At 64.9% G+C, this 26,261-nt stretch carries 22 protein-coding genes; 4 read left to right on the top strand and 18 right to left on the bottom strand.

Annotated elements, in window-relative coordinates; translation table 11 throughout:
* Positions 1 to 154 precede the first annotated feature (154 nt).
* The 12 genes from YUU_RS0103080 to YUU_RS0103135 form a co-directional block, all read right to left on the bottom strand.
* Positions 155 to 2,425 carry a TonB-dependent receptor gene (locus YUU_RS0103080; RefSeq protein ID WP_156944089.1) on the bottom strand — a complete coding sequence of 757 codons (2,271 nt, stop codon included), beginning with the start codon at positions 2,423 to 2,425 and terminating at the stop codon, positions 155 to 157.
* A 37-nt stretch (positions 2,426 to 2,462) separates the two neighbouring features.
* Positions 2,463 to 3,506: a HoxN/HupN/NixA family nickel/cobalt transporter gene (locus tag YUU_RS49960; protein WP_084801318.1), complete on the bottom strand. Its 1,044-nt coding sequence runs from the start codon at positions 3,504 to 3,506 to the stop codon at positions 2,463 to 2,465.
* 70 nt (positions 3,507 to 3,576) lie between these two features.
* On the bottom strand, positions 3,577 to 5,085 hold the full coding sequence (locus tag YUU_RS0103090; protein ID WP_027521034.1) for a glycerol-3-phosphate dehydrogenase: 1,509 nt from the start codon (positions 5,083 to 5,085) through the stop codon (positions 3,577 to 3,579).
* Complete coding sequence (locus YUU_RS0103095) at positions 5,082 to 5,846, bottom strand: class II aldolase/adducin family protein (RefSeq protein WP_027521035.1); 765 nt, start codon at positions 5,844 to 5,846, stop codon at positions 5,082 to 5,084. Before YUU_RS0103095 ends, YUU_RS0103090 begins: the two co-directional genes overlap by 4 nt.
* A gap of 19 nt (positions 5,847 to 5,865) precedes the next feature.
* Positions 5,866 to 6,906, bottom strand: coding sequence for a 2-hydroxyacid dehydrogenase (locus tag YUU_RS0103100; protein WP_027521036.1), 1,041 nt, complete (start codon positions 6,904 to 6,906; stop codon positions 5,866 to 5,868).
* Entirely contained in the window at positions 6,899 to 8,479 is a 1,581-nt protein-coding gene (locus YUU_RS0103105; protein ID WP_027521037.1) for an FGGY-family carbohydrate kinase, read from the bottom strand. Before YUU_RS0103105 ends, YUU_RS0103100 begins: the two co-directional genes overlap by 8 nt.
* Positions 8,480 to 8,481: 2 nt before the next feature.
* On the bottom strand, positions 8,482 to 9,591 hold the full coding sequence (locus YUU_RS0103110; protein WP_027521038.1) for an ABC transporter ATP-binding protein: 1,110 nt from the start codon (positions 9,589 to 9,591) through the stop codon (positions 8,482 to 8,484).
* 19 nt (positions 9,592 to 9,610) lie between these two features.
* Complete coding sequence (locus YUU_RS0103115) at positions 9,611 to 10,717, bottom strand: ABC transporter ATP-binding protein (RefSeq protein ID WP_027521039.1); 1,107 nt, start codon at positions 10,715 to 10,717, stop codon at positions 9,611 to 9,613.
* A gap of 3 nt (positions 10,718 to 10,720) precedes the next feature.
* Positions 10,721 to 11,578, bottom strand: coding sequence for a carbohydrate ABC transporter permease (locus tag YUU_RS0103120; protein WP_027521040.1), 858 nt, complete (start codon positions 11,576 to 11,578; stop codon positions 10,721 to 10,723).
* A 17-nt stretch (positions 11,579 to 11,595) separates the two neighbouring features.
* A complete protein-coding gene (locus YUU_RS0103125; protein ID WP_198031697.1) occupies positions 11,596 to 12,522 on the bottom strand; it encodes a carbohydrate ABC transporter permease in 927 nt (308 codons plus the stop codon).
* Between the two features lie 127 nt (positions 12,523 to 12,649).
* Positions 12,650 to 14,089 (bottom strand): extracellular solute-binding protein, encoded by a 1,440-nt coding sequence (locus YUU_RS0103130; protein WP_027521042.1) that lies wholly within the window; start codon positions 14,087 to 14,089, stop codon positions 12,650 to 12,652.
* A gap of 22 nt (positions 14,090 to 14,111) precedes the next feature.
* A complete protein-coding gene (locus tag YUU_RS0103135; RefSeq protein WP_156944068.1) occupies positions 14,112 to 15,107 on the bottom strand; it encodes a sugar-binding transcriptional regulator in 996 nt (331 codons plus the stop codon).
* A gap of 175 nt (positions 15,108 to 15,282) precedes the next feature.
* On the opposite strand from YUU_RS0103135, the gene YUU_RS0103140 reads away from it, so the two are divergent.
* Genes YUU_RS0103140 through YUU_RS0103150 form a run of 3 tightly spaced genes read left to right on the top strand, consistent with a single transcriptional unit; the run spans position 15,283 to position 18,466 of the window.
* Positions 15,283 to 16,563 (top strand): FGGY-family carbohydrate kinase, encoded by a 1,281-nt coding sequence (locus tag YUU_RS0103140; RefSeq protein WP_027521044.1) that lies wholly within the window; start codon positions 15,283 to 15,285, stop codon positions 16,561 to 16,563.
* On the top strand, positions 16,560 to 17,429 hold the full coding sequence (locus YUU_RS0103145) for a TIGR01459 family HAD-type hydrolase (RefSeq protein ID WP_027521045.1): 870 nt from the start codon (positions 16,560 to 16,562) through the stop codon (positions 17,427 to 17,429). The genes YUU_RS0103140 and YUU_RS0103145 overlap by 4 nt, the downstream gene beginning before the upstream one ends.
* Positions 17,430 to 17,437: 8 nt before the next feature.
* Positions 17,438 to 18,466, top strand: coding sequence for a class II aldolase/adducin family protein (locus YUU_RS0103150; RefSeq protein ID WP_027521046.1), 1,029 nt, complete (start codon positions 17,438 to 17,440; stop codon positions 18,464 to 18,466).
* Positions 18,467 to 18,468: 2 nt separating this feature from the next.
* Here the strand turns inward: YUU_RS0103150 and YUU_RS0103155 are convergent, their stop codons facing one another.
* The 3 genes from YUU_RS0103155 to YUU_RS0103165 form a co-directional block, all read right to left on the bottom strand.
* Positions 18,469 to 19,449 carry an ornithine cyclodeaminase family protein gene (locus YUU_RS0103155; RefSeq protein WP_051389601.1) on the bottom strand — a complete coding sequence of 327 codons (981 nt, stop codon included), beginning with the start codon at positions 19,447 to 19,449 and terminating at the stop codon, positions 18,469 to 18,471.
* Positions 19,450 to 19,588: 139 nt separating this feature from the next.
* Positions 19,589 to 20,872 carry an FAD-binding oxidoreductase gene (locus YUU_RS0103160; RefSeq protein ID WP_027521048.1) on the bottom strand — a complete coding sequence of 428 codons (1,284 nt, stop codon included), beginning with the start codon at positions 20,870 to 20,872 and terminating at the stop codon, positions 19,589 to 19,591.
* A 6-nt stretch (positions 20,873 to 20,878) separates the two neighbouring features.
* Positions 20,879 to 22,444 carry an aldehyde dehydrogenase family protein gene (locus YUU_RS0103165; RefSeq protein WP_027521049.1) on the bottom strand — a complete coding sequence of 522 codons (1,566 nt, stop codon included), beginning with the start codon at positions 22,442 to 22,444 and terminating at the stop codon, positions 20,879 to 20,881.
* 247 nt (positions 22,445 to 22,691) lie between these two features.
* Here YUU_RS0103165 and YUU_RS0103170 point away from each other — a divergent pair, with 247 nt between their 5' ends.
* Positions 22,692 to 23,588, top strand: a complete 897-nt coding sequence (locus tag YUU_RS0103170; protein ID WP_027521050.1) for a LysR substrate-binding domain-containing protein — start codon at positions 22,692 to 22,694, stop codon at positions 23,586 to 23,588.
* A 35-nt stretch (positions 23,589 to 23,623) separates the two neighbouring features.
* Here the strand turns inward: YUU_RS0103170 and YUU_RS0103175 are convergent, their stop codons facing one another.
* The 3 genes from YUU_RS0103175 to YUU_RS49965 all read right to left on the bottom strand — a co-directional run bounded on the left by YUU_RS0103175 (position 23,624) and on the right by YUU_RS49965 (position 25,938).
* The gene (locus tag YUU_RS0103175) at positions 23,624 to 24,259 is read right to left on the bottom strand and encodes a response regulator transcription factor (protein ID WP_027521051.1); all 636 of its coding nucleotides are present in this window, start codon (positions 24,257 to 24,259) and stop codon (positions 23,624 to 23,626) included.
* 145 nt (positions 24,260 to 24,404) lie between these two features.
* On the bottom strand, positions 24,405 to 25,034 hold the full coding sequence (locus YUU_RS0103180; protein ID WP_027521052.1) for a response regulator transcription factor: 630 nt from the start codon (positions 25,032 to 25,034) through the stop codon (positions 24,405 to 24,407).
* A 94-nt stretch (positions 25,035 to 25,128) separates the two neighbouring features.
* On the bottom strand, positions 25,129 to 25,938 hold the full coding sequence (locus YUU_RS49965; RefSeq protein ID WP_245287935.1) for a sensor histidine kinase: 810 nt from the start codon (positions 25,936 to 25,938) through the stop codon (positions 25,129 to 25,131).
* Positions 25,939 to 26,261 lie beyond the last annotated feature (323 nt).

A 26,261-nucleotide genomic window follows, 5' to 3' on the forward strand; every position in this document is an offset into this window, starting at 1 on the left:
TCGCCGCCTCCGCGGTTCCCGGCCGAACTGCCCCAAAAGCGCGATGAGATTGGGATCAATCGTCGCCGCGCTTTAGTTATTGTTTGAGCATGATCTTTTCGGAAAACCGCTTCGCACTTCGCGCTAACGCGGCCCTTCGGGTCCGGATCATGCTCTAGAACGCGCCCGCCATCGTCACCCGGAATGTCAGCGGCTCGACCGGGTGCAGCACGTAGTCCATCACGCCATTCTGGCACACGGCCGCCGGCGCGGTCTGTTGCACGTAGCAAAGATTGTAGAGGGAATCCGTCTTCAGCAACGAGCCATAGGCATAGGTGATCTGGTTCGCCTTCGTGTTGAAGAGATTGAGCACGTCGAGCTGAATGCGCCAGCCGTCGCCGGTTCGGTAGCCGAGCCGCCCGTTGACGATGCTGGTCGGCTGCGAGCGGAACGCGTTGTCCTCGGTCAGCGGACTGGATGCGAGATAGCGCCAGCGCATACTACCGAACCATCCGGTCTTCTCGCCGATCGTGATGCCGGCCGACGCCACCATCGCCGGCGCGTTCGGAATGTAGTTGCCGGGCGCGTTGCCGATCTGCGCCTCGGGGAAGCCCGCGAGCGAGGCATAGACCGCCGCCTGCTCGCTATCGTAGCCGCGAAAGCGCGCATGCGTCATCGCGAGATCGGCGTCGATGTCGATCCAGGTTCTTGGGCGATAATGGTTGGTCCACTCGAAGCCGAAACGTCGGCTGGCACGGCTCGCCGAGGTGTCGCCGGCATCGCCGGAGAACAGGATCTCGGAATCCTGATCGAGGATGAAGACGCTGAGCGAGGTGTCGAGATCGGGGACGATCCTGCTGCGGACGCCGACCTCGGCGCCCCTGGTGCGCACCAGCAGCGGTGACGGCGAGAGTTTCGTGCCGGGATCGCCGGGGTCTTCGGTCGTCGTCGCGCCGCGCGCGTCGTTCGAGTGCATGCCGTAGCCAGCGCCGAAGAAGAACTCGATCTTGTCAAAGGGACCGAGCACCATCCGGAACTTGGGACTGCCGATCGCCGCGTTGGCGCGGCCGCTGTTGTTGGCGTCGTAAAGCGAGGTGACGTCGGCCGCATAGTAATCGCCGCGCCAGCCGGCCGTAGTCCGAAGCCAGTCCGTCCAGCGCACCGTGGTCTCGGCGTAGACGCCGACGCTACCCTCGCCCACCTTGTCACTGCGGATGTTCGACAGGAAGTCGCGCTGAAACGTTCGCGTCAAGGCGAGATCGATCGCATCGTAGCGCGATTGCAGGCCGATGGTGGTTTCGACGGGCAGGCCCGCAAACGATCCGTTCAGCGTGCGCGCGACGTTGGCGCCGGCCATCAGCCGGTCGTCATGCTGGTGGAACTGGTCGCCAAAAGTCTGGTCGCTGAGGACATAGGTGAAATTGTTGTAGAGATCGAGCTCGCTCTTGACGACATAGGCGTTCGCTTTCCACGCCCCCTTATCGTCGCTTTGCGCAAGGCGCGCCGACAGCGCCAAGCGATTGGTGTTGCCGCCATCGCTCGGGTCCTCCGACCCGAACCGGCCGAGCAGGCCCGACGTGATCGCGCGCTGTGGCACCTGGTCGGTCGAATTCCATTTGTTGGCATAGGCCATGCCGGTGACCGTCAGGCCGTCGGTCGCCGTGCCCTGACTGTAACGCACGAGCCCGTTCAGCTTGCGCATGTTGTCGGGATTGTCCCAGGGACCGTTGTAGGTGCCGGCCTCGCCGGCGATCAGCAGCGAACCGTCGCCGAGCTTCACCGAATCCATGCCAAGGAAGCGGCGATAGCCGAAACTGCCGGCGGTCATCAGCGCAAGGCCCTTCACGGTGCGATCGATCAGGCTGATATGCGCGCTGCCGACCGAGGAGAAATCACCTTCATCGGCGAAGTATGGTCCCTTGCGCACGTCCATCGCGGCGATCGTTTCCGGGATCAGCCAGTTGAGATCGGCATAGCCCTGGCCGTGCGCGTGCGTGCGCATGTTGACGGGCACGTCGTCGACATAGATCGCAAGATCGGTGCCGTGATCGAGGTTATAGCCGCGCAGAAAATACTGGTTGGCTTTGCCTTCGCCGGAGTGCTGGGTCACAATCAGGCCGGGCACGGCCTCCAGCAGTTCGCCTGGACGCGCGACGGGCCGTGCGCGCAGATCTTCGCCCGATACGGTCGTCTCGCTCGCCATGGACGGCGACGCTGGCGGACCAGAGGCGACGCCGCTGACGCCCGAGCCCGCGACCGCAGCCGGATAGACAACGAGCCGCGTCGCGGTGTCCGCGGGCTTCCTGGAGCGCTGCGGCGAGCGTCTGGCCGTTTGCCGGGATGGCTCGCTAGGCGTCACCTCGATTGGCGGCAATTCGCGCGGGACAGGAACAGCCTGCGCGAAGGCGCCCTCGCCTCTAGCGCATGCGAGGCAGACCACGAGCATCGACAACGTGACCGATGCCCGCCTGCTCGCAAAAAACTCAGGCCACCTCGACGGCATCGACGGGCCCGACGCGGGCGAACGCGACGCGATAGGTAACGATGGAGACGATCCAGGCGAGCACGAACAGGGCGATCACCGCGAAGCCGAAATTGGCGAGCGAGCCGTTGAGGCTTTCAATCAGCGTCCACAACGCGCCGTCGAGGCCAAAGCGCTGGCCGATCAGGCCGAGCGCCTCGACGCCGCCGATGAACAGTGCGACCACCACGGAGGCGCCGGTGATGGTGAGGTTGTACCAGAGCTTGCGGATGGGATCGACGAAGGCCCAGCGATAGGCGCTCACCATCAGCGTCGAATCGGCGGTGTCGACCAGCGCCATGCCGGCGGCGAACAGCGCGGGAAACACCAGCACATCCGACAGCGACGCGCCGCGTGCGGCTTCCGTCGCCGAAATGCTCAAGAGCCCGATCTCGGTCGCAGTATCGAATCCGAGGCCGAACAGGAAGCCGAGCGGATACATGTGGTGGGATTTCGAGACCATGCGGAACATCGGCGAGAGCAGCCGCGCCAAGAGGCCGCGGCCGGCCAGCAGCGCCTCGATGCCTTCTGCATCATGGGTGCCATGGACGCGCACCGCGCGCAGTGTCCGCCACAGGTCGACGAAGATCGCAAGATTAAGCACGGCGATCAGCAGCAAGAAGAGCGCAGACACCGATGTGCCGATCACGCCGCCGACGGTCTTGAGCAGGCTGTCGCCGCCAAGGCTCACGACGCCAAGGCAGAGCAGCAGCGTGGCGACGACCACGACCGTGGAATGGCCGAGCGCGAAATAGAGCCCGGCGCTTTTCGGCGCCTCGCCCGCATGCATCAGCTTGCGCACGACATTGTCGATGGCAGCGATGTGATCAGCATCCACAGCGTGGCGCAAGCCGAACACCCAGGCGAGCAGCGCGGTCGCCATCACCGCGGGCCGGTCGGCAAACAGCGCGAAAGCCCAGATCCATGCGGCGACGTTGGCGAGGATAAGTCCTGCGAACAGCAACAGGGTACCGGATTTGCCCCCCTGCCAAGACCCCTTCGTCACGCGACCCGCTCCATCCAACCGCACTTCCTAGTATGATCTTTCTATCGAACTATCATACCAGGGAGCAAGCCTAGATGTAGCCCTCAAACCCGACCCGCTGGGCCGGCGTCAGATGCAGGCCGTGCTTGGTGCGGCGATCCAGGAAGTCGGCCGGGGTTTTGGCCCATTCTTTCTCGCGCAAATATGCTGCTTCGCGTTCATAGAAGTCGCCGCCGAAATGACGTCCGAGATCGGCGGAGATGCGGGCCGAGCCCAGAAGCTCACGGGCACGTGTGCCATAAAGGCGCGCATAGTGATGGATCAGCTTGCGCGGAAGATCGGGATAGTCGCGCGCAAGATTGACGACGAAACTATCGAAGGAGCCGCCGATGTCGCCGCCGGGCAGCGGCGCGCCCGCCGTCCATGCCGGCTGCATTTTTGGAAACCAGCTCTCCAGACGCCCGAGTGCATGCTCGGCGAGCCGGCGATAGGTCGTGATCTTGCCGCCGAAGATCGACAGCAGCGGCGGCGTGTCGGGCGTGCCGTGAACCTCGAAGACATAGTCCCGTGTCACGGCGGACGGATTGTCTGCGTTATCGTCATAGAGCGGCCGTACGCCGGAGAAGGCATGGACCACTTCGCTTGCGCGCGGCGGCGCGCGGAAGTAGCGGCTCAGGACCTTGAGCAGATAGTCGATCTCGCCCTGGTCGATCGCGACGTCCTCGGCGCGGCCGTCGTAGGGAATGTCCGTGGTGCCGATCAGCGCGAGATCGTCCTCATAAGGGTTGACGAAGATGACCCGGCGATCCTCATTCTGGAGCAGATAGGCCTGCGGCCCGCTCCAGAATTTCGGCACCACCACATGGCTTCCCTTGACCAGCCGGACATTGTGCGAAGAGTTGAGGCCCGCGACGCCTTGCACGACATCTTGCACCCAGGGCCCCGCAGCGTTGACGAGCGCGCGCGCGCGGACGATCTGCGTACTGCCGTCCTCGCTCTGCATCTCCAGACGCCAGACGTCCCCTTCCCGGCGCGCGCTCACCGCGCGCGTGCGCGGCAGGATTTTTGCGCCGCTTCGCGCAGCATCGATCAAATTGAGGATGACGAGCCTGGCATCGTCGACCCAGCAATCCGAATATTCAAAGCCACGGCGGAATTCGGCACGCAGCGGCGCGCCCTCCGGTTCATGCGCGAGGTCGAGCCCGCGGCTCGCGGGTAAGCGCTTGCGGCCGCCGAGATGGTCGTAGAGGAACAGCCCGGTGCGGACCAGCCAGGCCGGCCGCTGCTCCGGCGAGTGCGGCAGCACGAAACGCATCGGCCAGATGATGTGCGGCGCCGATGCGAGCAGCACCTCGCGCTCGATCAGGGCCTCGCGGACCAGGCGAAACTCGTAATATTCGAGATAGCGCAGCCCGCCATGGACGAGCTTGCCGGAGCGCGACGAGGTGCCTTCGGCGAAATCGTCCTTCTCGCACAGCAGGACTTTCAGCCCGCGCCCCGCCGCATCGCGGGCGATACCGGCGCCATTGATGCCACCGCCGATGATGGCGATGTCGACAAGCCCGTGATCCCTGCCCGCGTCAGGCGCAGCGCCCGTCATCGCTTTCCGCTGTGCTTTTTCTCAACCCGTTGCCGTGCCGCCGCCTTCGCAGCGCGCGCCTTGGCCGGCTTTGGACCCGACTTGGCCTTGGATTCGGGCTTGGGCTTGGGCGTCTGCAATCCGTAAGTCGAGAATCCTTTCGCCGTTTCGGCGATCTCCGCCTCGCTTAGAATGTGCGGCGCGCCGAGTGCGAGCGAGAGATAATATTGGCGCGCGATGGTCTCGAGCTCGACGGCAAGCCACATCGCCTTGTCGAGATTGGCGCCGACGGCGATCATGCCGTGATTGGCGAGCAGGCAGCCATTGCGGCCCTCGAGCGCTTGCAGGGCGAGTTCGGACAGCTCCGCCGTGCCATAGCGCGCATAACCGGCGCAGCGGATGTCGTTGCCGCCGAACGCCGCCATCATGTAGTGGCAGGCGGGAATCGGCTTGCGGGCGATGGCGAGCACGGTCGCGTAAGTCGAGTGCGTGTGGACGACGCCGCCGACATCCGGCCGCCCGCGCATGATGTCGAGATGAAAGCGCCATTCGGTGGACGGCTGCAGCGGTCCTTCCCAGGAGCCGTGTTCACCCTCGAGCGGCATCGAAGCAATCATCTCCGGCTTCATCGCGTCATAGGGCGTCGCCGACGGCGTGATCAGCATCCGGTCCTTGCAGCGGGCGGAGATATTGCCTGACGTCCCCTGGTTCAGACCCGAGGCGTTCATCCACCGGCATTTGGCGATGATCGCTTCGCGTAACTGTCGCTCCTCGCGGGTCATGTCGAAACACCTTTCGTCTTCAGCACGGGTTGAGCGGCGGCTCACCGGCTAGATAGCGGCGAACCTCTTCCGCGGCCTGATCGGCAGCAATGGTGACGGTGCGCAAGGAAGCGCCGGCGATGTGCGGCGTCAGCGTCACGTTCGGCAATTGCAGCAGCGGCCAGTCGGGCGGCACCGGCTCGACGGCAAACGTATCAAGCATGGCGCCGCCAAGGCGTCCCGAGGACAACACCTCGAACAGCGCCTGATAGTCGACCAGCGGGCCGCGCGCCGTGTTGATCAGCAATGCGCCCGGTTTGACCCGCGCGAGCGCCGCGCGATCGATGAAGCCCGTCGTCTCGCCGGTGACCCGCGCATGCAGGCTGATGACGTCAGCGCGCGCCAGCAGATCCGCGAGGCCGACGTGCTCGACGTCGTCCTTGCGGTCCTGCGCGCTGAGCTGGACGTAGGGGTCGGCGACCAGGATCTTGCAGCCGAAGGCCTTGAGCAGCTTCACCACGCGGGTGCCGATCGCGCCATAACCAACGACGCCCACCGTCATCTCGCCGAGCTCGCGACCGGTGCGATCGGCGCGATAGAGATCGCCGCGCCATTCGCCACCGCGCAACGACTCGTGCCCGCTGCGGATCAGGCGCGTCTCCGCAAGAATGGCGCCGATGGTGAACTCGGCCACCGCGCTTGCATTGCGCCCGGGGGTGTTGACGACGATCACGCCGTGATCGCGCGTGGCCTGCATGTCGATATTGACGGGGCCGCCGCGCGAGACCGCAATGAACTTCAGGTTCGGCAAGCGCTCCAGCATCGACCGCGAGATCGGTGCGAGATGCGTCACCAGCAGCGCTGCGTCGCCGATGAACTCTGCGACCTCGTCCGGATCGCCCATGAACTCCTTCAGGCCATCGAGCTTCGAGCCGGCATAGCCGTGCTCCATCGGCTCGTCCGGCCAGGGCTGCTCCAGAAGGCGGATGTCGACGCCGTCGCCGCAGGCAGCCGTGATCTTCTCGGCGAACACCGACGGCAGCATGAAGCGGTCACCGACGATGGCGATGGAGCTAGACATGACCGGCTCCTGCACGCAGCGCCGCAAGCTGCTTCCAGACCGGCCGCGACGCGAGTCTCGCCTCCAGATAGGCCGGAAACATCTTCGCGTAACGCACGGCCAAGGCCGGATCCGGCGTCTGTGGTTCGTTCAGATACGGTCTCACCCAATCCTCCGCGCAGGCCGTCATATCCGGATAAAGTCCGGTTGCGACGGCTGCGATCATCGCAGCACCTCCTGCCCCGGCTTCGCCGCGACTACAGACGCGCACATTGCATTCGAGCACAGCCCCAAGGATAGTCCCGAGAGCGCGGCTGCGCGCTGCGCCGCCCGTGATCCGCACCTCGCCCGGCAACGCCCCCATCGCGGCATAGCAATCGCGCGCGGCGAAGGCGAGCCCCTCCATCACGGCACGCATCAGGTCCCAATAGCCGTGGCGCGACCGCAGGCCGATGAGTTGGGCGCAAGCCTCATGGGCAACGAAGGGCCCGCGCTCGCCAGCGTCGGAGATGAAGGGATGAAACAACAGGTCGCCGGCCTTCGCCGCCAGCACCTTCTCGTCCAGGCGGCGGATCAGGTCGGCACGCGAACGCACCACGCCCTCGGCGGCGAGCAGATCCCGCGCGAGATCGAGCAGCCAGTCGATGTTGAGCGTCGCCGCCATGTTGGACTGCATCTGGGTGTAATGGCCGGCGACCGGGAACGGCATGGTGTAGCCAGTCGCCTCCGCGTTCAACGTGACCGCGTCGGCACTGGTGGCGAGCCGCATATGCATGCCGGTCGACCCGATGATGGTGCAGCCGACATCGGGTGATGGATCGTAGAGGCCCGCGCCGAGCGCATTGCAGACCACGTCGACATAGCCGAGCGAGACGGGCACGCCCTCAGGCAGTCCGGTCTCGATGGCGGCGGCCGCACTCAGCGGATGCGTCGTCGTGACTCCGTCGACCACCTCGGGAAACAGGGCCGCGCAATCGGCGATGCCGATCAGCCGCGCTGTCTCCGCATCAAAGCGGCGCTTGCGGAAATCACCACAGGTGAAGGTCGACTCCGACGGATCGGTCGCACGCTGGCCGGTGAGCAGAAAGTAGAGCCAATCCTTGCAGTGAAAGGCCGTGCTGGCCCGGGACAGTGTCACGGGCGCATGCGCTTGCAGCCAGGCGAGTTGCGGCCCCTGCTGGCAGGCGTTGAGCCCCGAGCCGGTGCGCCGATAGAGCGCGGCATTGCGCTCGCTGGCGCGGATTCCTTCGACGAGGCTGGCGGCACGGGAATCCAGCCATAGCAGCGCCGGCGCGACCGGGCGGCCGTCATCGTCGATGAGCCAGGTGCCGTCGCCCTGCCCTGTGACCGCGACGGCCGCGAGGCGCCGGGAGATATCCGGCACGGCCGCCACCAGTCCGCGCAATGCGGCAACCGTGTCGGTCCAGGTTCGGGACATGTCCTGCTCGACGTGGCCGCCAGGCGTGGTCGTGTATGTATTGGGCAGAGAGAAATCGCCGAGCTGCCGCCCGTCGCGCGTGAACGCCACGGTCTTGATCAGAGACGTGCCGGCATCGATGCCGATGATCACGTCGCGCTGCGGCGAGGTCAGCATGGTCAGCCCCCCTCCGCATGACGAATGCAGGTGCCGTCGGCGCCAAAGATGTGGAGGTGGCGCGGCTCCAGCGCGAATGGAATGACGTCGCCCGCCCGCGCCGCGATCCGGTTCGGCGTCACCGCGATGAGAAGATGGCCAGCGCATTCCCCTGCGACATGCGACTGGTCGCCGAGCCACTGATTGGACACGACGCGCACGCGGACATCCCCCGTCCCGACCGCGACCTTCTGCGGGCGGATGCCGACCCGGACGCGGTTGCCCTGTTCAAGGGACCGACGCGCGGCCTGATCGAGCGTATCGCCCGGAATCTGGAACGCGATATCAGAACCGACCGACAGGCGGAAGCCGCCGTCGGCGGGTGCAACCCCCGTCTCCAGCAGATTCATCGGCGGTTCGCCGATGAAGCTTGCGACGAAGAGATTGGCCGGACGGTTCTTCAATTCCCTTTCGCTGGCGAATTGCTGAAGGACGCCATCCTCCATCACCGCGATGCGATCGGCGAGCGCGCTCGCCTCGGTCTGGTCATGGGTAACGAAGATCGCCGTCATGCCGCGCTCGGCCAGCAAGCCCTTGATCCGCCCGCGCAGCACTGCGCGCAGTTGCGGCTCGAGCTGGCCCATGGGCTCATCGAGCAGATAGAGGTCGGCGTCCCGCACCAAGGCACGCGCCAGCGACACACGCTGCTGCTGCCCGCCCGAGATGGCGCGCGGAAAGCTGTCCAGGATGTCCTCGATCTCGACCAGCCGCGCGATCGCTTCGACCCGGCGCGATATTTCGCCGCGCGAGAGCTGCTGTGCCTTGAGCGCGAAGGCAATGTTCTCGCGCACCGTCAGCGGTGGGTAGAGCGAATAGCCTTCGAAGGCCATCGCCACTTTGCGCTTCGCCGGCGGCAGCTCGTCGATCCGCCGCTGCGACAGCGCGATCGCGCCCGAGGTCACGCTCTCGAAGCCCGCGATCATCCGCAACGTCGAGGTCTTGCCGCAGCCCGAGGAGCCCAGGAGAGCAACGATCTCGCCTTTCGTCACTGCCATGTCGAGCGCGCGCACGGCATGCACCGGCGGTTTGCCGCGGCTGCTATAGACCTTGTCGACATTCTTGATTTCGAGCATGGCCATGGGTCCGCTCTCCTCACGCCGCCTGACGCCGGTGCGGCAGACCAACCCGGAGCCCCGTCGCACGATCGAACAACAGCGCTGCCTCCGGCGCAAAGCGGACGAAGACGCCGTCGTCGGCACTCGCCATCGGTGAATCCGGCGGCAGCGCCGCGAGCCATTCGGAGCCGTCGGCAAAACGCAGCAGCAGCACGGCCCGCTCATGCATCGGCGTGATCGCGACGATGCGCGCTGGAATCGCGTCTTCGCTCGCTGTCCGGGTGACGACGAGATCGTCAGGGCGAACGCCGAGCCAGCATGGACCATGATCCGCAGCTTGCTGGTCCACTGGATCGAGCCGGACCTTCGTCCCGGCAATTTCGGCCGTCAGGTCCGCCTGTTTGGTGTGGGGCGTGACCTCGGCAAGATTGATGCTGGGGTCGCCGAACAGGCGCGCAACGGCAACGGATGCTGGCCGGGCATAGATCTCCTCGGGCCTTGCGACCTGGACGAGACGGCCCTCGATCAGCACCGCGATACGGTCGGCGATCGCCATCGCTTCGCGATAGTCCTGGGTGACGTAGAGCACCGCAGCGGAGCTGCGGCGCAGCAGGCTCGGCAGCTCGAGCCGCATTTCATAGCGAAGTTTCGCATCGACGTTGCGCAAGGGATCGTCGAGCAGCAGCACCTCCGGATTGCCGATCAGCGCACGCGCGAGCGCCGTGCGCTGCTTCTGCCCGTTGGACAATTCGCGCGGCATGTGGCCGAGCACATGCTCGATCTTCAGCAACCGGCTGATCGAGGTGACCCGCGAGGTCAACTCTCCGCCCTTGGCTTTCGCCCGTAGCCCGCTCGCAATATTGTCCTGCGCGCTCATATGCGGGAACAGCGCAAAATTCTGGAAGGCCATGCCGATGCCGCGCCGCTCCGGCGGCGCGCCGACGATGGAGCGGCCGCCGACCAGGATGTCCCCATCGTCGGGCTCGAACATGCCCGCGATCATGCGGAGCAGCACGGTCTTGCCGCTGCCCGAAGGCCCGAACACTGCAACGATCTCGCCGGGCTCGACCACCAGCGACAGGTCGTCGGCGCAACGCACCGCGCCGAAAGCCTTGCCGACGGAATTGAGTTCGAGACGCGCCATGTGTCAGCCTTTCACCGCGCCGAGCGAGAGACCCTCGACCAGGTAGCGCTGCGCATAGAGCGCGAGCAGCAGCGTCGGCGTCACCGAGAGGACGATGGCGGCTGCGATCTGGCCGTACTGGATACCGGAGGCCGTGACGAAAGCGAGCGCACCCACGGTCACTGGCTGCTTGTCGGCGGAGGCCAGGATCAGCGCGAAGACGAAATTGTTCCAGCAGAAGATGAAGGACAGCAGTCCGGCCGCCGCGATGCCGGGACCGGCGAGCGGAACCGCAATGCGGGTAAAGGCCTCGCGCCAGGAATGGCCGGCGAGCCGATAGGCGTGCTCGATGTCCGGGCTGATATCCTCGAAATAGCCGCGCACGATCCACAGGATCAGGGGAAGCGCGATGAGCTGATAGACCCAGACGATGCCGAAATACGTGTCGCTGAGCCCGAGCTGCTGATAGTAGAGCGACAGCGGCAGCAGCACGAGCAGAGGCGGCGCAAAGCGGAACGACAGCAGCGTGAACGCGATGCTTTCGCCGAGCCGGAACTTGAACCGCGCGAACGCGTAAGCCGCTGGCACGCCGAGCAGCAGAGCCAGGAGCACCGCCGCGCTCGACAGCACGAAGCTGTTCATGAGGTTGCGCATGAAGGGGATCTCGAGATTGCCGGCCGTGGTGCGGAGCTGGCCCGAGATCAAGGCCTGATAGTTGGAAAGCGTCGGCTCGAACAGGATGTGCGGCGGGATCCGCAGGATCTGTTCATTCGTCTGGAACGACATCATGAGGATCCAGACGATCGGGAACATGAAGAAGACGAGCACCAGCGCCAGCGCCACGCCCCGGAAGATGCGACCTGCGAGACTGGAATGATCCATCTTCGCCTCCTTCGCTCTTACCCGTGACCGTGGGCGCGTGCGCGCAGCCGCAGCCAGTTCTTGATGAAGATGTTCGACAGGATGTTGGTGATCAGCCAGAGGATCATCAGCAGCGCCGCCGAGCGGCCGACATTGGTGTACTGGAAGAATTCGAGATAGGCCTGGACCTGGAACACCATCAGCCGGTCGCCGGGCCCGCCCTGCGTCATCGCATAGATGATGTCGAACTGCTGGATGGAATCGAGCAGGCGGAACAGCGAGGCTGTGATGATGTAGGGCGCGAGCATCGGCAACGTGATGCGGAAGAATACGAAGCTTGCCGGAACGCCGTCGAGTGCCGCGGCCTCGAACGGCTGGCGCGGCAGCGAGCGCAGGCCGGCCAACAAGAGGATCATGATGAAGGGCGTGTAGACCCAGACGTCGACCAGCACGACCGTAAACAGCGCACTCGACGGGTCCGACGCCCATTTGAAGTCGTGCACGCCGAGCAGGCTGACCAGATAGGACAGGATGCCGAAGCTCGGGTTTGTCATCAGCTTCCACATCAGTGCGGCAATCGCTGGCGCCGTCATCAGCGGCAGCAGCAGCACGATCGACACCGCATTGTGGAAGCGCGTCGGCCGCCGCAGGAGCAGCGCGATACCAAGGCCGAGCAGAAGCTCGAGCACCACCGTCAAGGCGGTATAGACGAGCGAGATGCGCAGCGTATTCCAGAACGCCGGATCGGAGAGGAAGTCGATGTAGTTGTCGACACCGATGAAGCCGCGCAAGTACGGCAGGTTCAAACGGTAGCGCTGGAGCGAATAGACCGCGGCCGTCACGAACGGCACGAGGATGGCGATGCAGACGAGCAGAGCCGGCAGGCTCAGCAGGTAAGGCAGCATGCGCCCGCGCAGCCTCGTGGTGCGGCGCGGAAGCGCAGAGGTCTGAAGGAGTTGAACCATGCTCATGATGATACGGGATCACATACTCACTGCAACACCGCCGGCCCGGATCGTAGGCGTTCCGAACCGGCGGGTTGTCGTGGCGCGGAGGAATTGAGGCACCACGAAAGGCGTCAATCGAGGCAGTTCAACCAAGTCCTGCCTGCTTGAGCTGACGGTTGATGCTGTCAGCGAGCTTGTCGAGGCCTTCGTCGACGCTGATCTCCTTGGCGACCATCTTCTGGAGCGAGGCTGCCCATTCGGTGGTCAGGTCGAAGAACAGCGGCTGCGCCGTGAAGTAGATCTTGGCGCCCGGGGCCGAGACGTCATGCTGCTCCAGATAGCCGGGATAGGATTTCGCGATGCGGTCGCGGAACTCCGAGTCCTTCCAGACCGAGGCGCGCACCGGGTTGACGAAGTCCATCTTGCGGGCGCCGAACAGATCGTGCTCGACGGAAGCCGCCCATTGCATGAACACCCAGGCCGCATCCTTCTGCTTCGAGAAGCTCGACATTGCGAGCGACCAGATCCAGACGTTGGGCGTCGGCGCCTTGGCCGCCGGGTTCGCGGCGAAGGGCGCGTAGCCGAGATTGCCCTTCTCCTTGTTGTCACCGCCGTTCATGAAGTAGCCGAGAATGTCGGCGTCGAAGATCATGCCGGAGGCGCCAGCGCCGAGGTCGGTGCCGACCTGGTACCAGGTATAGGTCGACCAGTTCTTCGGGCCCGAGGTCTGAATCATCTTGACCCATTTCTCGTGGAAATCCTTCGAAGCCTTGGTGTTCATCGCGGCCTTCAGCTTGCCGCCCTCCATCACAAAATCCCTCTGGCCGAAGTTCGAATAGGCCGAGAGGAAGCCCGGATGGATGGTCGCCCAGGAGCGCGACCCGCGAACGCCGACGCCGTAAGGCCCGCCGGCGTCCTTGGTGATCTTCGCGGCCACCTCGAGCATCTCGTCGAGGTTCGTCGGCGGCTTGACGCCGACCTTGCTGAAGATGTTGCGGTTGTATGTGATGTTGTTGAGCTCGTAGCCCCAGGGGATGCACCACTGCTTGGCCTTGCCCGAGCCGAGTTCGGAGCCGGCGACGCCGTCCCATGCGGTCGAGGAGCGCAGGCCCGGCAGCACGTCGTCCCAGGCGAAGGCCGGGTTGGTCTTGGCGGGATCCTTGATGTAGCTGTTGAGGTCCTCGATCCAGCCGGCCGGACCGTAGGTCCAGGTCATGTAGGCGCCGGTCATGAAGGCGTCGTACTGATCCGATTTCGAGGACAGCGCCGCCGTCACCTTGTCGAAATAGACGTCCTCCGGGAAGATGTCGTAGGTGACATTCATGCCCGTCAGCGCCTTGAATGCTTCGAGGTCGCCGATCATGGCATCGACGTAGGGATGCTTATTCAGCAGCAGCTTGACGGACTTGCCGCTATAGGCCTTCCAGTTGAAGTCCGCGGCCATCGCCCGCGACATTGCGGAGGCGAAGGTTGCGTTGGCCGCCGCGCCGGCGATACCGAGCTTGGCGGCTCCGTCCAGTAGATCACGCCGGCTGATCCGTTTGGCGGCGTAGGAATCGAACAGATTCTTCTCGCGGTCGTGCATTGTAACCTCCCATGGTGCGCGTTTACTTACCCTTCCGACTCTTGTTCTTGGTTTTGCCGGATGTTGCCTCCGGCCTGTCGGTAGCGAGTGCCTGCGCTGTCACCTCATCGATGATGAGGCCGTGCAGGAGGCCGCTGCGCAAAACCGCGCGCAGCGCCGTGACTTTTGCCAGTCCGCCGCCGATGGCGACGATGCGGTGTTTCCGCAAATCCGCCGCCTCCATCGAGGTGGCGCGCGCCGACAGATCGATGTCGAGCATCTCGCCATCGGCATTGAAGAAATGGCCGAGCAGGTCGGCGCAGGCGCCTTCCCGCTTCAGTTCCACGACCTCGTCCGGCCTGATCATGCCGCTCGAGACCAGGAAGCCCTCGGCGTGGATCTGGCCGATGCCGACGAACAGCAGCGAGGCCTTGCGGGCGAGCGCGAATACGTCGGCGATGCCGTATTGCTGCATCAGCACCGCGCGGTCGGCGACGGAATTGGCGAACACGGGAACAGGCAGAAGATAGGCTTCCGCGCCGGTGCGCTCGGCGAGGCGATGGATGACGTCGAACGGATTGGCGGCGAATTTCCGTGTCAGTCCGCCAAGCAGCGATACGAATTGCACGCCGCGTGCAGGTGTCTGCGGCAGTTGTTCCACCATCGCGGCGAGCGTGCGGCCATGGCCGACGCCGATGATCTTGTGCTCGCCGCGCTCGAGGATCTGCCGCAGGAAGCTGGCCCCCTCCAGCGCCAGCGCCTTCAGCGGCAGGTCGCCCTCGCCGAGATCGGGTGCGACGCGGCAGAAGGAGAGCCCGTAGCGCTCGACCAGCGTGTTCTCCAGCGCAACGCATTCGGCGACCGGCCCTTCCACGAAGACGCGGATCATGCCCTCGCGGCTGGCGCGCGCGATCAGCCGGTGCGCCTTGGTGCTCTGGATGTTGAGGCGGTCGGCGACCTCCGACTGGGTCAGTCCGGCGGCGAAATAGAGCCAGGCCGCGCGGGTCGCGAGCGACGCTTCGCCGTCAATCGTCGCCATCCTGTCGGGTTGCATCACCACGGCGAAAAAGCCTGCTTGCAAATTTCTTCACGCCTTGCAAAAAATTGCAGAGGCCGGCCGGGACGTCAATCCCCCAAACGTGCTGCAGTGCAATCGCGGGGGCGATTGTGAACTGCGCCGCAATCGACAGAGTGCCAAAGGGAGGTGAGATCCAATGACGGGCTTGTTCCTCGGCATCGACGTCGGAACCAGCGGCGTTCGCGCCTGCGCCGTCGATGCGCGCGGCGACATCCAGGGCATGGAGTCCGCCACCCTGCCCCCACCGCGACAGGACGGTAACGCGATCGATCAGGACCCCGAATTCTGGTGGCACGCGAGCGTCGTTGCGATCAGCAAGCTCGGACGCGGCATCGATCTCCAGGCCGTCGAGCAGGTTTGCGTTGACGGCACGTCCGGCACGCTGCTCCTGATCGACGCGGCCGGCCGTCCCTGCACGCCGGGGCTGATGTACAACGACGCCCGCGCGGCAAAGGAAGCCCAGCGCATTGCATCAGTTGCGCCGAAGGAAAGCGGCGCTCACGGCGCCAGCAGCGCATTGGCGAAACTGCTTCATTTGTTGGGCCAAAGCGACGCAAGAAGCGCGCGCTTTGCCGTGCATCAGGCCGATTGGATCGCCGGCCGGCTGGCGGGAACCCACGGCGTCAGCGACGAGAACAACGTCCTCAAGCTCGGCTACGATCCCGTCACGCGCAGCTGGCCGGCCTGGCTCGATCAGCTCGGCGTGCCGCACACGCTTTTGCCGCGCGTGCTGGTGCCGGGGACGCCGTTTGCCGAGATCGATCCAGGGGTTGCCTCAGAGCTCGGCCTGTCGAAAACGGCCCGCATCACGGCCGGCACCACCGACGGCGTCGCCGCGTTCATCGCGACGCGCGCCGATAGCCCCGGCGATGCCGTGACCTCGCTCGGGACGACGCTGGTCGTCAAACTGCTCGCGACGCAGCCGATCTTCGCCGCCGATCAGGGCGTCTATTCGCACCGGCTCGGCGAGCGCTGGCTCGCCGGCGGCGCCTCCAATTCCGGCGGCGGCGCGCTGCTCGCGCATTTCTCGGCGGCAGAGATGGAACGGCTGACGCCGCAACTGCGACCGGAGGAGCCGACCGGGCTCGACTACTATCCCTTGCCAAAGCCAGGCGAGCGCTTTCCGATCGCCGATCCGTCCTTGGCCGCACGGATCACGCCGCGCCCGGCGGAAGACCATCGCTTCTTCCAGGCGCTGCTCGAAGGCATCGCATCGGTCGAAGCCCTCGCCTATCAGCGCCTCGCTGCGCTCGGAGCACCGCGACTGCGCCGCGTCGTCAGCATCGGCGGCGGTGCGAAGAACCCGGCATGGACCGAGATCAGACGCCGCGCGCTCGGTGTTGCCGTCACGACGGCCGAGCAAACCGAAGCGAGCTACGGTGCAGCGCTGCTGGCCTTGCAGGGCAGCCCGTCATGAGAGTCGGCACAATCGAAATCAATACTTTGAGCGCGATCGCCGACCGGTTCGATCACGTGCTGCTCGACCAATGGGGCACGCTGCATGAAGGCGGCACCGTGTTTCCGGCCGCGCGGGACTGCGTGGTGAAGCTCAAGACCGCGGGCAAGCGCGTGCTGGTGCTGTCGAACTCCGGCAAGCGTGCACGCAGCAACGAAGAGCGGCTTGCAAGGCTCGGCCTGCCGCCGACGGCCTATGACGGCATCCTGACCTCCGGCGAAGTGACCTGGGCGGGATTGCTTCAACGCGCACGCGCCCCTTTCGCCAATCTCGGCCGATCATGTTTTCTCATCACGCGCGGCGGCGATCATTCCGTTATCGACGGTCTCGGCCTCTCGATCGTGACCGAGATCGAGAAGGCCGATTTCATCCTGCTGGCCGGGCTCGATGATGACGTCGCTGAGCCCGAGCACTGGCGCGCACGCTTCGCCGCGGCGGCAGCGCGGCGGTTGCCGATGCTGTGCGCCAACCCTGATTTGACCATGTTCAGCGCGAACGGATTGGTCCCGGCGCCGGGCGCACTGGCGCGGTTCTACGAGAGGTTTGGCGGTGCCGTGGCATTCGTCGGCAAGCCGCACGCGCCGATCTTCGAGGCGGCACTGGAGCAACTCGGCCATCCCGATCCGAAGCGGGTCCTGATGATCGGCGATTCCCTCGATCACGACGTCGCCGGCGCACGGGCCAAGGGAATGCTGACCCTGTTCCTCGGCGCGGGCGTGCACAGGGACGCACTCGCAGGCGCGCCCGATCTGCCGGCGGCGATCCGCATGCTGGCGGGATCGCAGGAGATGATACCGGACTGGCTGATGAACCACTTGACCTGGTGAGGCCTGCAATGCGCGAGCCTGCACAACTCGATGATCTCCGCCATATGTCGGCGCGCGTCGGCCGCAACATCCTGCTGGTGCAGGGTGCCGGCGGCAACTCCTCGATCAAGGATGGCGATGTGCTCTGGGTGAAGGCGTCCGGCACCTGGCTTGCGGATGCGGAAGCCAAGGACATCTTCGTGCCGGTGTCGCTTGGCGCAGCGCGCGCTGCGCTTATGCAAGGCGACGAAAAGGTGCCTCTTGCTCCCGGCACCAACTCGACATTGCGCGCCTCGATCGAGACCTCGCTCCACGCGCTCATGCCACATCCCGTCGTGTTGCACGTTCATTCGGTCAATACGATCGCCTGGGCGGTGCGGTCCGACGCGCGCGAGGAGCTTGCCAGGCGCCTCGACGGCTTGTCCTGGCGCTGGCTCGACTATCATCATCCGGGACTGCCGCTGGCCAAGGCCGTGAGCGATATCCTGGCGGAGGATGCCGTGGATATCCTGATCCTCGGCAACCATGGGCTGGTGGTCGGCGCTGACAGCTGCGCGGCGGCCGAGACGCTGGTGGACGAGGTCGAGAGGCGGCTCGCACTCACCCAGCGCAGTGCCATACCAGCCGATGACGAGGCGCTCCGCTCAATCTGCGCCGGCACCGATTATCGTTCGCCAAAAGATCCGCTCTGCCACAGCATCGCGATCGACCGCTACAGCCGTGCCATTGCGACCAGCGGCTCGCTGTATCCGGACCACGTCGTCTTTCTCGGTCCCGGCCTGCCCGTGCTGGACCATGGCGAGGATCTGCGCGTCCTGACGTCGCGAGCCCATACGGACAGGCGGCCGCCTCCGGTCGCCCTCCTCGTTCCCGGCCTCGGCTGTGTCATTCGCAAGGATGCAAGCAATGGTGCCGAAGCCATGCTGACCTGTCTCGGACTGGTGACCTGCCGTGTGCCCCTTATCGCCGAGGTCCACTATCTCTCGGCCGAGAACGAGCACGCGTTGCTGAGCTGGGACGCCGAACGGTATCGCCAGCAATTGACCGCCGATCGCTGACCTTATGACGCCGCCCCGCCAATCCCGGAATCCCATCCGCCGACGAGGAGTGACGCGGCCGCGAGATCCTCGGACGCCGCCCCGACTGACTTGAACAGCGTGATCTCACTCTCCTCCAGACGACCGGGCCGCGCACCGCTGGCCAGCTCATGCAGATCACCACAGATCCTGGCGGCGTCCCAGCGCCCGGCGGCGATCGGCTGGAGCAGATCGCCGGCTTCCGCGAGCGCACCACCATAGGTGTCGACAAAAACGCGGCTGCGGCAGACGGCCTCGTCGTCGCTCTCGCGCATCTTGGGCGTGAACGCACCGACGAGATCGAGATGTGTGCCCGTTCCTAAGTGTCGACCAAGAACGATGGGCTCGACCGATGTCGTCGCGCAACTGACGATATCTGCCTCGGCCAATGCCGCGGGCAGATCGACAACCGCCTCGGCGCCGAACCCTTGCCGGGAGATCTCGCCTGCAAAAGCCTCCGCGCGCTGCGGATTGCGGCCCCAAACGAGCACGCGCTCGATTGGACGCGTGGCGCGATGCGCGGCCGGCAGACAGGCCGCGATGCGACCCGTGCCAATGACGAGCAACGTCTTGCTGTCCGGGCGCGACAGATAGCGCGAGGCAAGCGCGGAAGCAGCCGCCGTCCGCCGGTTGGTCAGCGCTTCGCCGTCGATCATCGCACGCGGCTGGCCGGTGGTGCCGTCGAACAGCGTGTAGAGCGATGACACGGCGCCGAGGCCGCGGGACGCGTTCGCAGGGAATACCGTCACGAGCTTCACCCCGAGCGCCTTGCCTCGTTCCCAGGCCGGCATGGTCAGGAGATGGCCGGGCGTGTCGGGAGCTCCGACGTCGTAACTCTGCCGAACCGGCATTGCCTCGCCGCCACGCCGGAAGGACTCGGCCAGCGCGTCGATCAGTCTGAGATAGTCAAGGCCGGCCTCGACCTCAGCAGCGGTGTAGTAGCGCAGCAAGGCATCCTCTTTCATGGTTCGACGGCTTAAAGCATGACCCGGAAAAGTGTGAAGCCGTTTTCCCTCGCGACAAACGCGGAACGCGTTTGCGCGGAGATCATGCTCAAACAACAACCTAAAGCGCGATGACGATTCATCCCAATCTCATCGCGCTTTAGAGCCGCGCTTCGGTCAGATGAACGAGCTGGGATCCGGCGCGGTAGAGAGCCTCCTGTGCGAGGCGGAAGCGCGGCTCCTCGCAGGCTGCGACCGGCAGCGGAAGGTCTTTTTCAGCGACATGGCCGAGCACGTAGGACGCCAGCACACCGCCAAACACCGTGCCCGGCGCGATACCCCGGCCGTTGTAGCCGCTGAAGGCGATGACGTTGCGGTCGAGCTTGTGAAAACGCGGCAGATTGTCCGAGGTCATACCGATCATCCCGAACCAGCCAGCCTCGAACCTGATGTCGGCAAGCTGCGGAAACAATTTTCGCAGCGAACGAATGGCCCACGCCCTGTGGATCGCGGCACCGCTTCCCTCGAGCGCACCGACGCTGCCAAACACCAGTCGGCCTGCGCGGTCGAAGCGGAACGAGGAGAGCACCTGCTTGGTGTCCCAGGCTCCCTGCCGTTCCGGCAGGATCGACGCCCTCAGATTGTCCGACAGGGGCTCGGTCGCAAAATTGAAGTAAGGCAGATGAATCTGCTCCTGCCGAACCTGCGACCACGGGCCTTGCGCATAGGCATCGGTGGCAACGATCACCCAATCCGCGCGGACCGATCCCGATTTCGTGTCGATCTTCCAGCGCGAGCCGTCCATGTGCGCGGCGAGAACGGGACTTTGGGTAAAGATCTTCGCGCCCGCCGCCAGCGCGACGCGCGCCAGGCCGCGGACATAGGCGAGCGGCTGAATGGTGCCGGCGCGCTTGTCCAGCAGCGCACCGGCGTAGTCGCCGCCGCCGATCTTGGCGCGCGTCTCTTCGGCGTTGAGCACCTCGACCCGTGCACCGCGCCGCTGCCATTGCTCGGCACGGGCCTCGATCTCGGCCAGGCCCTTATGCCCGACGGCGCAATGCAGCGTGCCCGCGCGCTCCGGCTCACAATCGATGCCGTGCTTTTCGATGAGATCGAACACCTTCGCCGGTCCGTGACCGAGAAGATCGATCAGGCGCTCGCCAAAGACCTGACCCAGCGTCGAGGTGAGAGCATCGGGCATGACCCACATGCCCGCATTGACGAGACCGACATTGCGCCCCGATCCGCCGAACCCGATCTCGGAAGCTTCAAGCACGGCGACGCGCGCGCCTCCCTCGGCGAGATGAAGCGCGGAGGACACGCCGGTATATCCGCCGCCGATGACGACGACATCGACATCCAGCTCGCCCACGAGCGTCATGGTCTCAGGCGCAGCCGGCGCCGTCAGCGCCCAAAGACCATGCGATCGCGGATCATCCTGCATCAGGCCTCACACCACGTCGAACTTGACGCCCTGGGCCAGCGGGAGCGTTCGGCCATAATTGATGGTGTTCGTGGCCCGGCGCATATAGGCCTTCCACGCATCGGACCCGGACTCGCGTCCGCCGCCGGTCTCCTTCTCGCCGCCGAACGCGCCGCCGATCTCCGCGCCGGACGGACCGATATTGACGTTGGCGATCCCGCAATCGGAGCCGCGCGCCGACAGGAACGTCTCGGCTTCGCGCAAATCATTGGTGAAGATCGACGAGGAGAGCCCTTGCGGAACGGCATTGTGCAGTTCGAGGACGGAATCGAAATCGCTGTATTTGATCACGTAGAGGATCGGCGCGAAGGTCTCCTGCTCGACAGGCCCCGTCTGCGCAGCAATCTCGACCAGCGCGGGACGAACGTAGTACGCGTCCGTGGCGTCCTCGACGGCAATCGGCTCGCCGCCGTGAATGGCGGCCCCCGCCGCCTTCGCGGCCTCGAGCGCACCCTGCATCGCACGATAGGCCGCGCCGTCGATCAACGGACCAACCAGCGTGCCGGCTTCCAGGGGACTGCCGACGGACACGGATGCGTAGGCCCGCTTCAGCCGCGGAACGAAGCTGTCATACACGCTCTCATGGACGAAGAGGCGCCGAAGCGTCGTGCAACGCTGGCCGGCGGTTCCCATCGCGGCAAAGGCAACGCCGCGCAGCGTCAGATCGAGGTCGGCCGTCGGCGCGACGATGGCTGCATTGTTGCCGCCGAGTTCGAGAATTGCGCGCGCGAAACGCTTGGCGAGCCGCGGCCCCACGGCGCGGCCCATCGCGGTCGAGCCCGTGGCCGACACCAGCGGGACCTTCGCATGGTCGACAAGCAGCTCGCCGAGGTCGCGGCCGCCAATCAGCAGCGCCGCAAGCCCTGCAGGCGCGCTTCCGCCTTCCTTCGTAAAGCGCGTCAGCGCGCGGTCGAACAGCGCCTGCGTCGCCAGCGCCGTCAGCGGGGTCTTCTCGGACGGCTTCCACACGATGCTGTTGCCGCAAACGAGTGCCAGCGCCGCGTTCCACGCCCAGACGGCGACCGGGAAATTGAAGGCGGAGATGATGCCGGTCACGCCGAGCGGATGCCAGCTCTCCATCATCCGATGCTCGCCGCGCTCGGTGGCGATGGTCAGGCCATAGAGTTGGCGGGACAGCCCGACGGCGAAGTCGCAGATGTCGATCATCTCCTGAACCTCGCCGAGGCCCTCGGACACGATCTTGCCGACCTCGATCGACACCAGCCGGCCCAAAGCCTGCTTGTTGGCGCGAAGCTCTTCGCCGAACAGCCGGACCAGCTCACCGCGCTTCGGTGCCGGTACCAGCCGCCAGACCTGGAAGGCCGCATGTGCCTTCGCAATCAGCGCGGCGGCGTCGGCCGCGCCGACTTCCCTGACCTTCCCGACGATCTTGCCGGTGATCGGCGTCTGCACGGCGAGCGTGCCCTCCGTGTAGCTCGCACGGCTCACGCCGACGTCGGCGAGGAGCCTGTCGACCTCAGCGGCAAGATCGGCGGTGTGAGCTTGGGTCTGAGGGGCGGGTTTGACGGACATGACAGGCTTTCCGAAGTCGGCGTTGATTTGGATGGCGCGGCCGTTGCGTCTGGTTGAGCGCGCCGGCCCTTGATCGAACTGAAGTGGCACGCTGGTCAATGGCTAATTCTCGTGAGGCCGCCGCTCGGAACTGGGCCTGACCACCACGAGAGTCATGCAAAATTAGCATGAAGCGCCCGAACTATTCTTGCCTTTTCAAGACCACCAAACGATGATTGCTCAATAGATCATTCCAAGATGGAATAATATGCAGCCGTCCCGTCGCTTCCTGCCGTCAACCGCTCTGCTTGCCGCCTTTGAAGCTGCGGCGCGCACCGGCAGCGTGACGCTGGCAGCCAAGGAGCTCAGCCTGACCCAGGGGGCTGTCAGCCGGCAGATCAAGTCGCTGGAAGAGCAACTCGGTGTCGAACTGTTCGTCCGCGAGCGCCAGACCATTCGGCTGACGCCCGCCGGCGAAGCCTATGCGCGCGAGATTCGCGACGCGCTGCGGAAGATCAGCACCGCCTCGTTCAACCTGCGCGCCAATCCGAGAGGCGGCACGCTCAATCTGGCGATCCTGCCGACGTTCGGCACGCGCTGGCTGGCGCCACGCCTTCCGAGATTCCTGGCGCAGAATCCGGGCGTCACCGTCAATCTTGCAACCCGCCTGTCCTACTTCGATTTTCGTTCCGAGCCGCTGGATGCAGCGATCCATTTCGGATCACCGGACTGGCCGGGCGCCGAGATGGTCCTCCTGCGCTCGGAGGAAGTCGTTCCCGCCTGCAGTCCCGAGCTCAGGAAGCAATTCCACTTTCGCTCGGCAGGAGACATCAGGAAGGCATTGCTGCTCAGCATCTCGACGCGACCGAACGCATGGGACCAATGGTTCCTTGCGCAGGGCGTTCCAGGGGCGTCCGCCCAGACGATGTATTTCGATCAGTTTGCAACGGTTGCCCAGGCGGCGATGGTCGGCGTGGGCGTTGCGCTTCTTCCCACGTTCCTGATCCAGGACGAGCTGGCCAGCGGTCGCCTCGTGCGCGCCCTCAACCTGCCGATGGAGAGCCCCGAACGATACTATCTGGTGTGGCCGTCGGAACGAGCGCCCCACCCGCCCCTCGTCGTCTTTCGGGATTGGCTGCTCGCTGAGACGGTAGCCGATCGGTGAGCGAATTGGCGAGCCGCCAGCCCGCCAATGCCCCTTCACGGCGCCACCAGTCGCTTGCGAATGGCATAGCGCACCAGCTCGGCCGTCGACGACATCCCGAGCTTGCGCATTGCGGACGCGCGATGCGTCTCGACCGTCTTCACGCTCAGCTTCAGGATCGTGCTGATGGACCTGTTGGTATGTCCTTCGGCAATGAGCTGAACCACGCTCTGCTCGCGTGACGTGAGCAGCATGGCCGACTTGTTCTGCTTGTTGAGCTGGTAGTCGTGGAGCAGCTTCTCCAGCAGCAGGCTGGTGAAGTAAGGCCGGCCGTCGAGCAGCGCCTCGATGGCGGAAATCAGGTGGTTCCTGGCATCCGACTTGAACAGGAACCCGCGAACTCCTGCCAGGATGGCCTCGGTCAGCAGCTCCTCATTCTCGTGCATCGTCAGGATCAGCACTTCCGTGCGCACATGCAGCGCCTTCAGACGACGGCTGACCTCCAGCCCGTTCATGAGCGGCATCGAATAGTCGACGATCACGATATCGGGCCGCGTCTCCAACGCCAATGCGACCGCCTGCTCGCCATTGGTCGCCTCTCCGCTGACGATCCAGTTGGAGCGGGTTTCGACGATCGCCCGCAGCCCGGAGCGCACGACTTCATGATCATCCGCAATCACGATGCGCTTCACGACGTCGTTCCCGTATGCCGGCCCGCGGGCCCATCGGGCGATCGATGGAGGCGACCGGCAGGAAGATCGAGCGATCATACCGGTCGCGGTCCAGCGGGTTATCCCACAAAACCCTGAAATCCCTCGGCGATTGTACCCAAAGGCCTCATACCTCGATCAGCCCGGCCCGCACCGCGTAGCGGACCAGTCCGGCCGTCGAATTCACGTCGAGCTTGCGCATCGCGGCCGCCCGGTGCGCCTCCGTCGTCTTGACGCTGAGGTCCAGGATGGAGCTGATGCCTTTGTTGCTATAGCCCTCCGCGACCAGCTTGACGACGAGCTGCTCCCGCGGGGTGAGCGCCTGCCTGCTGTCCATGCCGGAGCTCAGCCCGCGATCCAGTTCGTTCTGACAGCTCCTGGTACAGAACGGCTTGTGCGCCAGGAGCGCCTCGACCGCCGCCAGCAGAAGTTTGTTGGCGTCGGACTTCAGCAGGAAGGCGCGCGCACCTGCCTGGAAGGCCTCCTGCGCAAGCAGGCTGGAATTGTGCACCGTGAAGATCAGCACCTCGGTCTGAAGCGGGTATTCCCTGATCCGCCGTGCGACTTCCACCCCCGACATGCGCGGCATGGAAAAATCGACGATGGCGACGTGGGGCTGGTTGGCGATTGCAGCGGCAACAGCCTTGCTGCCGTCATTGGCCTCAGCGACCACCTCCCAATCCGCCCGCTGCTCGAGCACGGCTCGCAAGCCCGACCGTACGGCCTCGTGATCATCTGCGATAAGAAACCGCTTCATGGCAGCGCACTCCAGGTTTTTTGACACGGTGGCAGCCCCAGACGCCAGGCGCGATAGACGATTTCGGCCACCACCGGTGATCAGTTTTCTTCTTTCACGATGTGCCTGCGTGGACCCTCGCGACTGTTGTGGTCTTCCTGTTGCGTTTGCTTTCGACGAAATCGCGCGGCAACACCGCCAGCAATGTGGTGCCGGAATGTCGCGCCGCCGAGCCGGACTGGATATGAAGCGTACCTCCGATTTGCTGCAATCTGGCCCTCATGGCCGGAATGCCGACGCCCATTACAGCCTTCGTACTGGATTTGGCATGGGCAGCCGGAAAGCCTCGCCCGTTGTCGCTGACCGTCAGTTGAACATGGCTGCCGGTCGAGGCGATGACGATTCTAACTTCCGTCGCCTTCGCATGACGAAAGACGTTCGTCAGGGCCTCCTGGACGACCCGGAGCAACGAATGCTGCTTGTCACGCGACAAGCGATCGATATCCGACGAAATCCTGGTCGTCACGTGCAGGGATGTCCGCGTGGCAAATCCCCGCGAATAGCGTTCGATCGTCGCTTTCAGACCGTCGACCGTCAGATTCTGCGGGTGCAGCAGATAGGCGAACGCTCGGATCTCCCGCAGCGCTTCGTCGATCGAGGCATCGATCTCGTCACATAGCCGCGCAGCTCCGGCCGGGTCGTTCAGGCAGGTGCGCAGGCGCATCAGGCCGAGGCTCGCTGCGATCAGATACTGGCAGGTTGAATCGTGAAGATCGGATGCGATCCGCTGCTGGATGCACTCCTGAAGGGACACCAGGCTGGCGTTCGGATGCACGTCGCCGAGCCGCTCTTCCGGACCGATTGGCAGCCATTCCCTGACGCCGGTTCGACTCGACTCGCAGGTGGGGGAGCCATGTAGCTTCACGGTACGCACTCACTCTTTGAGCGACCTTGGCATCGAAGCTCAATGCCGAGTCTTCAATGTTCCCGAGCGCGAGGGTCGCTCCCTGCCCCGTCGACGCCACGCCAGGTGATGATCTCTGGATCAGAACCCGCGCCCTCGGGCTTGCGGGATTATACACCGCTGGGTCAGGTACACTACCAAGTAGTACCCTACGCCGATTGAAATCCCGAATATGTGAAAGATGAAGTCCGAGCGTGTGATTGTGCAGTTCGTGCCAAATCGCCGCGAACCGACATTCAACATCAATGCAACAGAGACTAAAACGCCTTCCGACGGGCTCCGTG

This window comes from Bradyrhizobium sp. Ec3.3 (assembly GCF_000472925.1).
GTDB lineage: Bacteria > Pseudomonadota > Alphaproteobacteria > Rhizobiales > Xanthobacteraceae > Bradyrhizobium.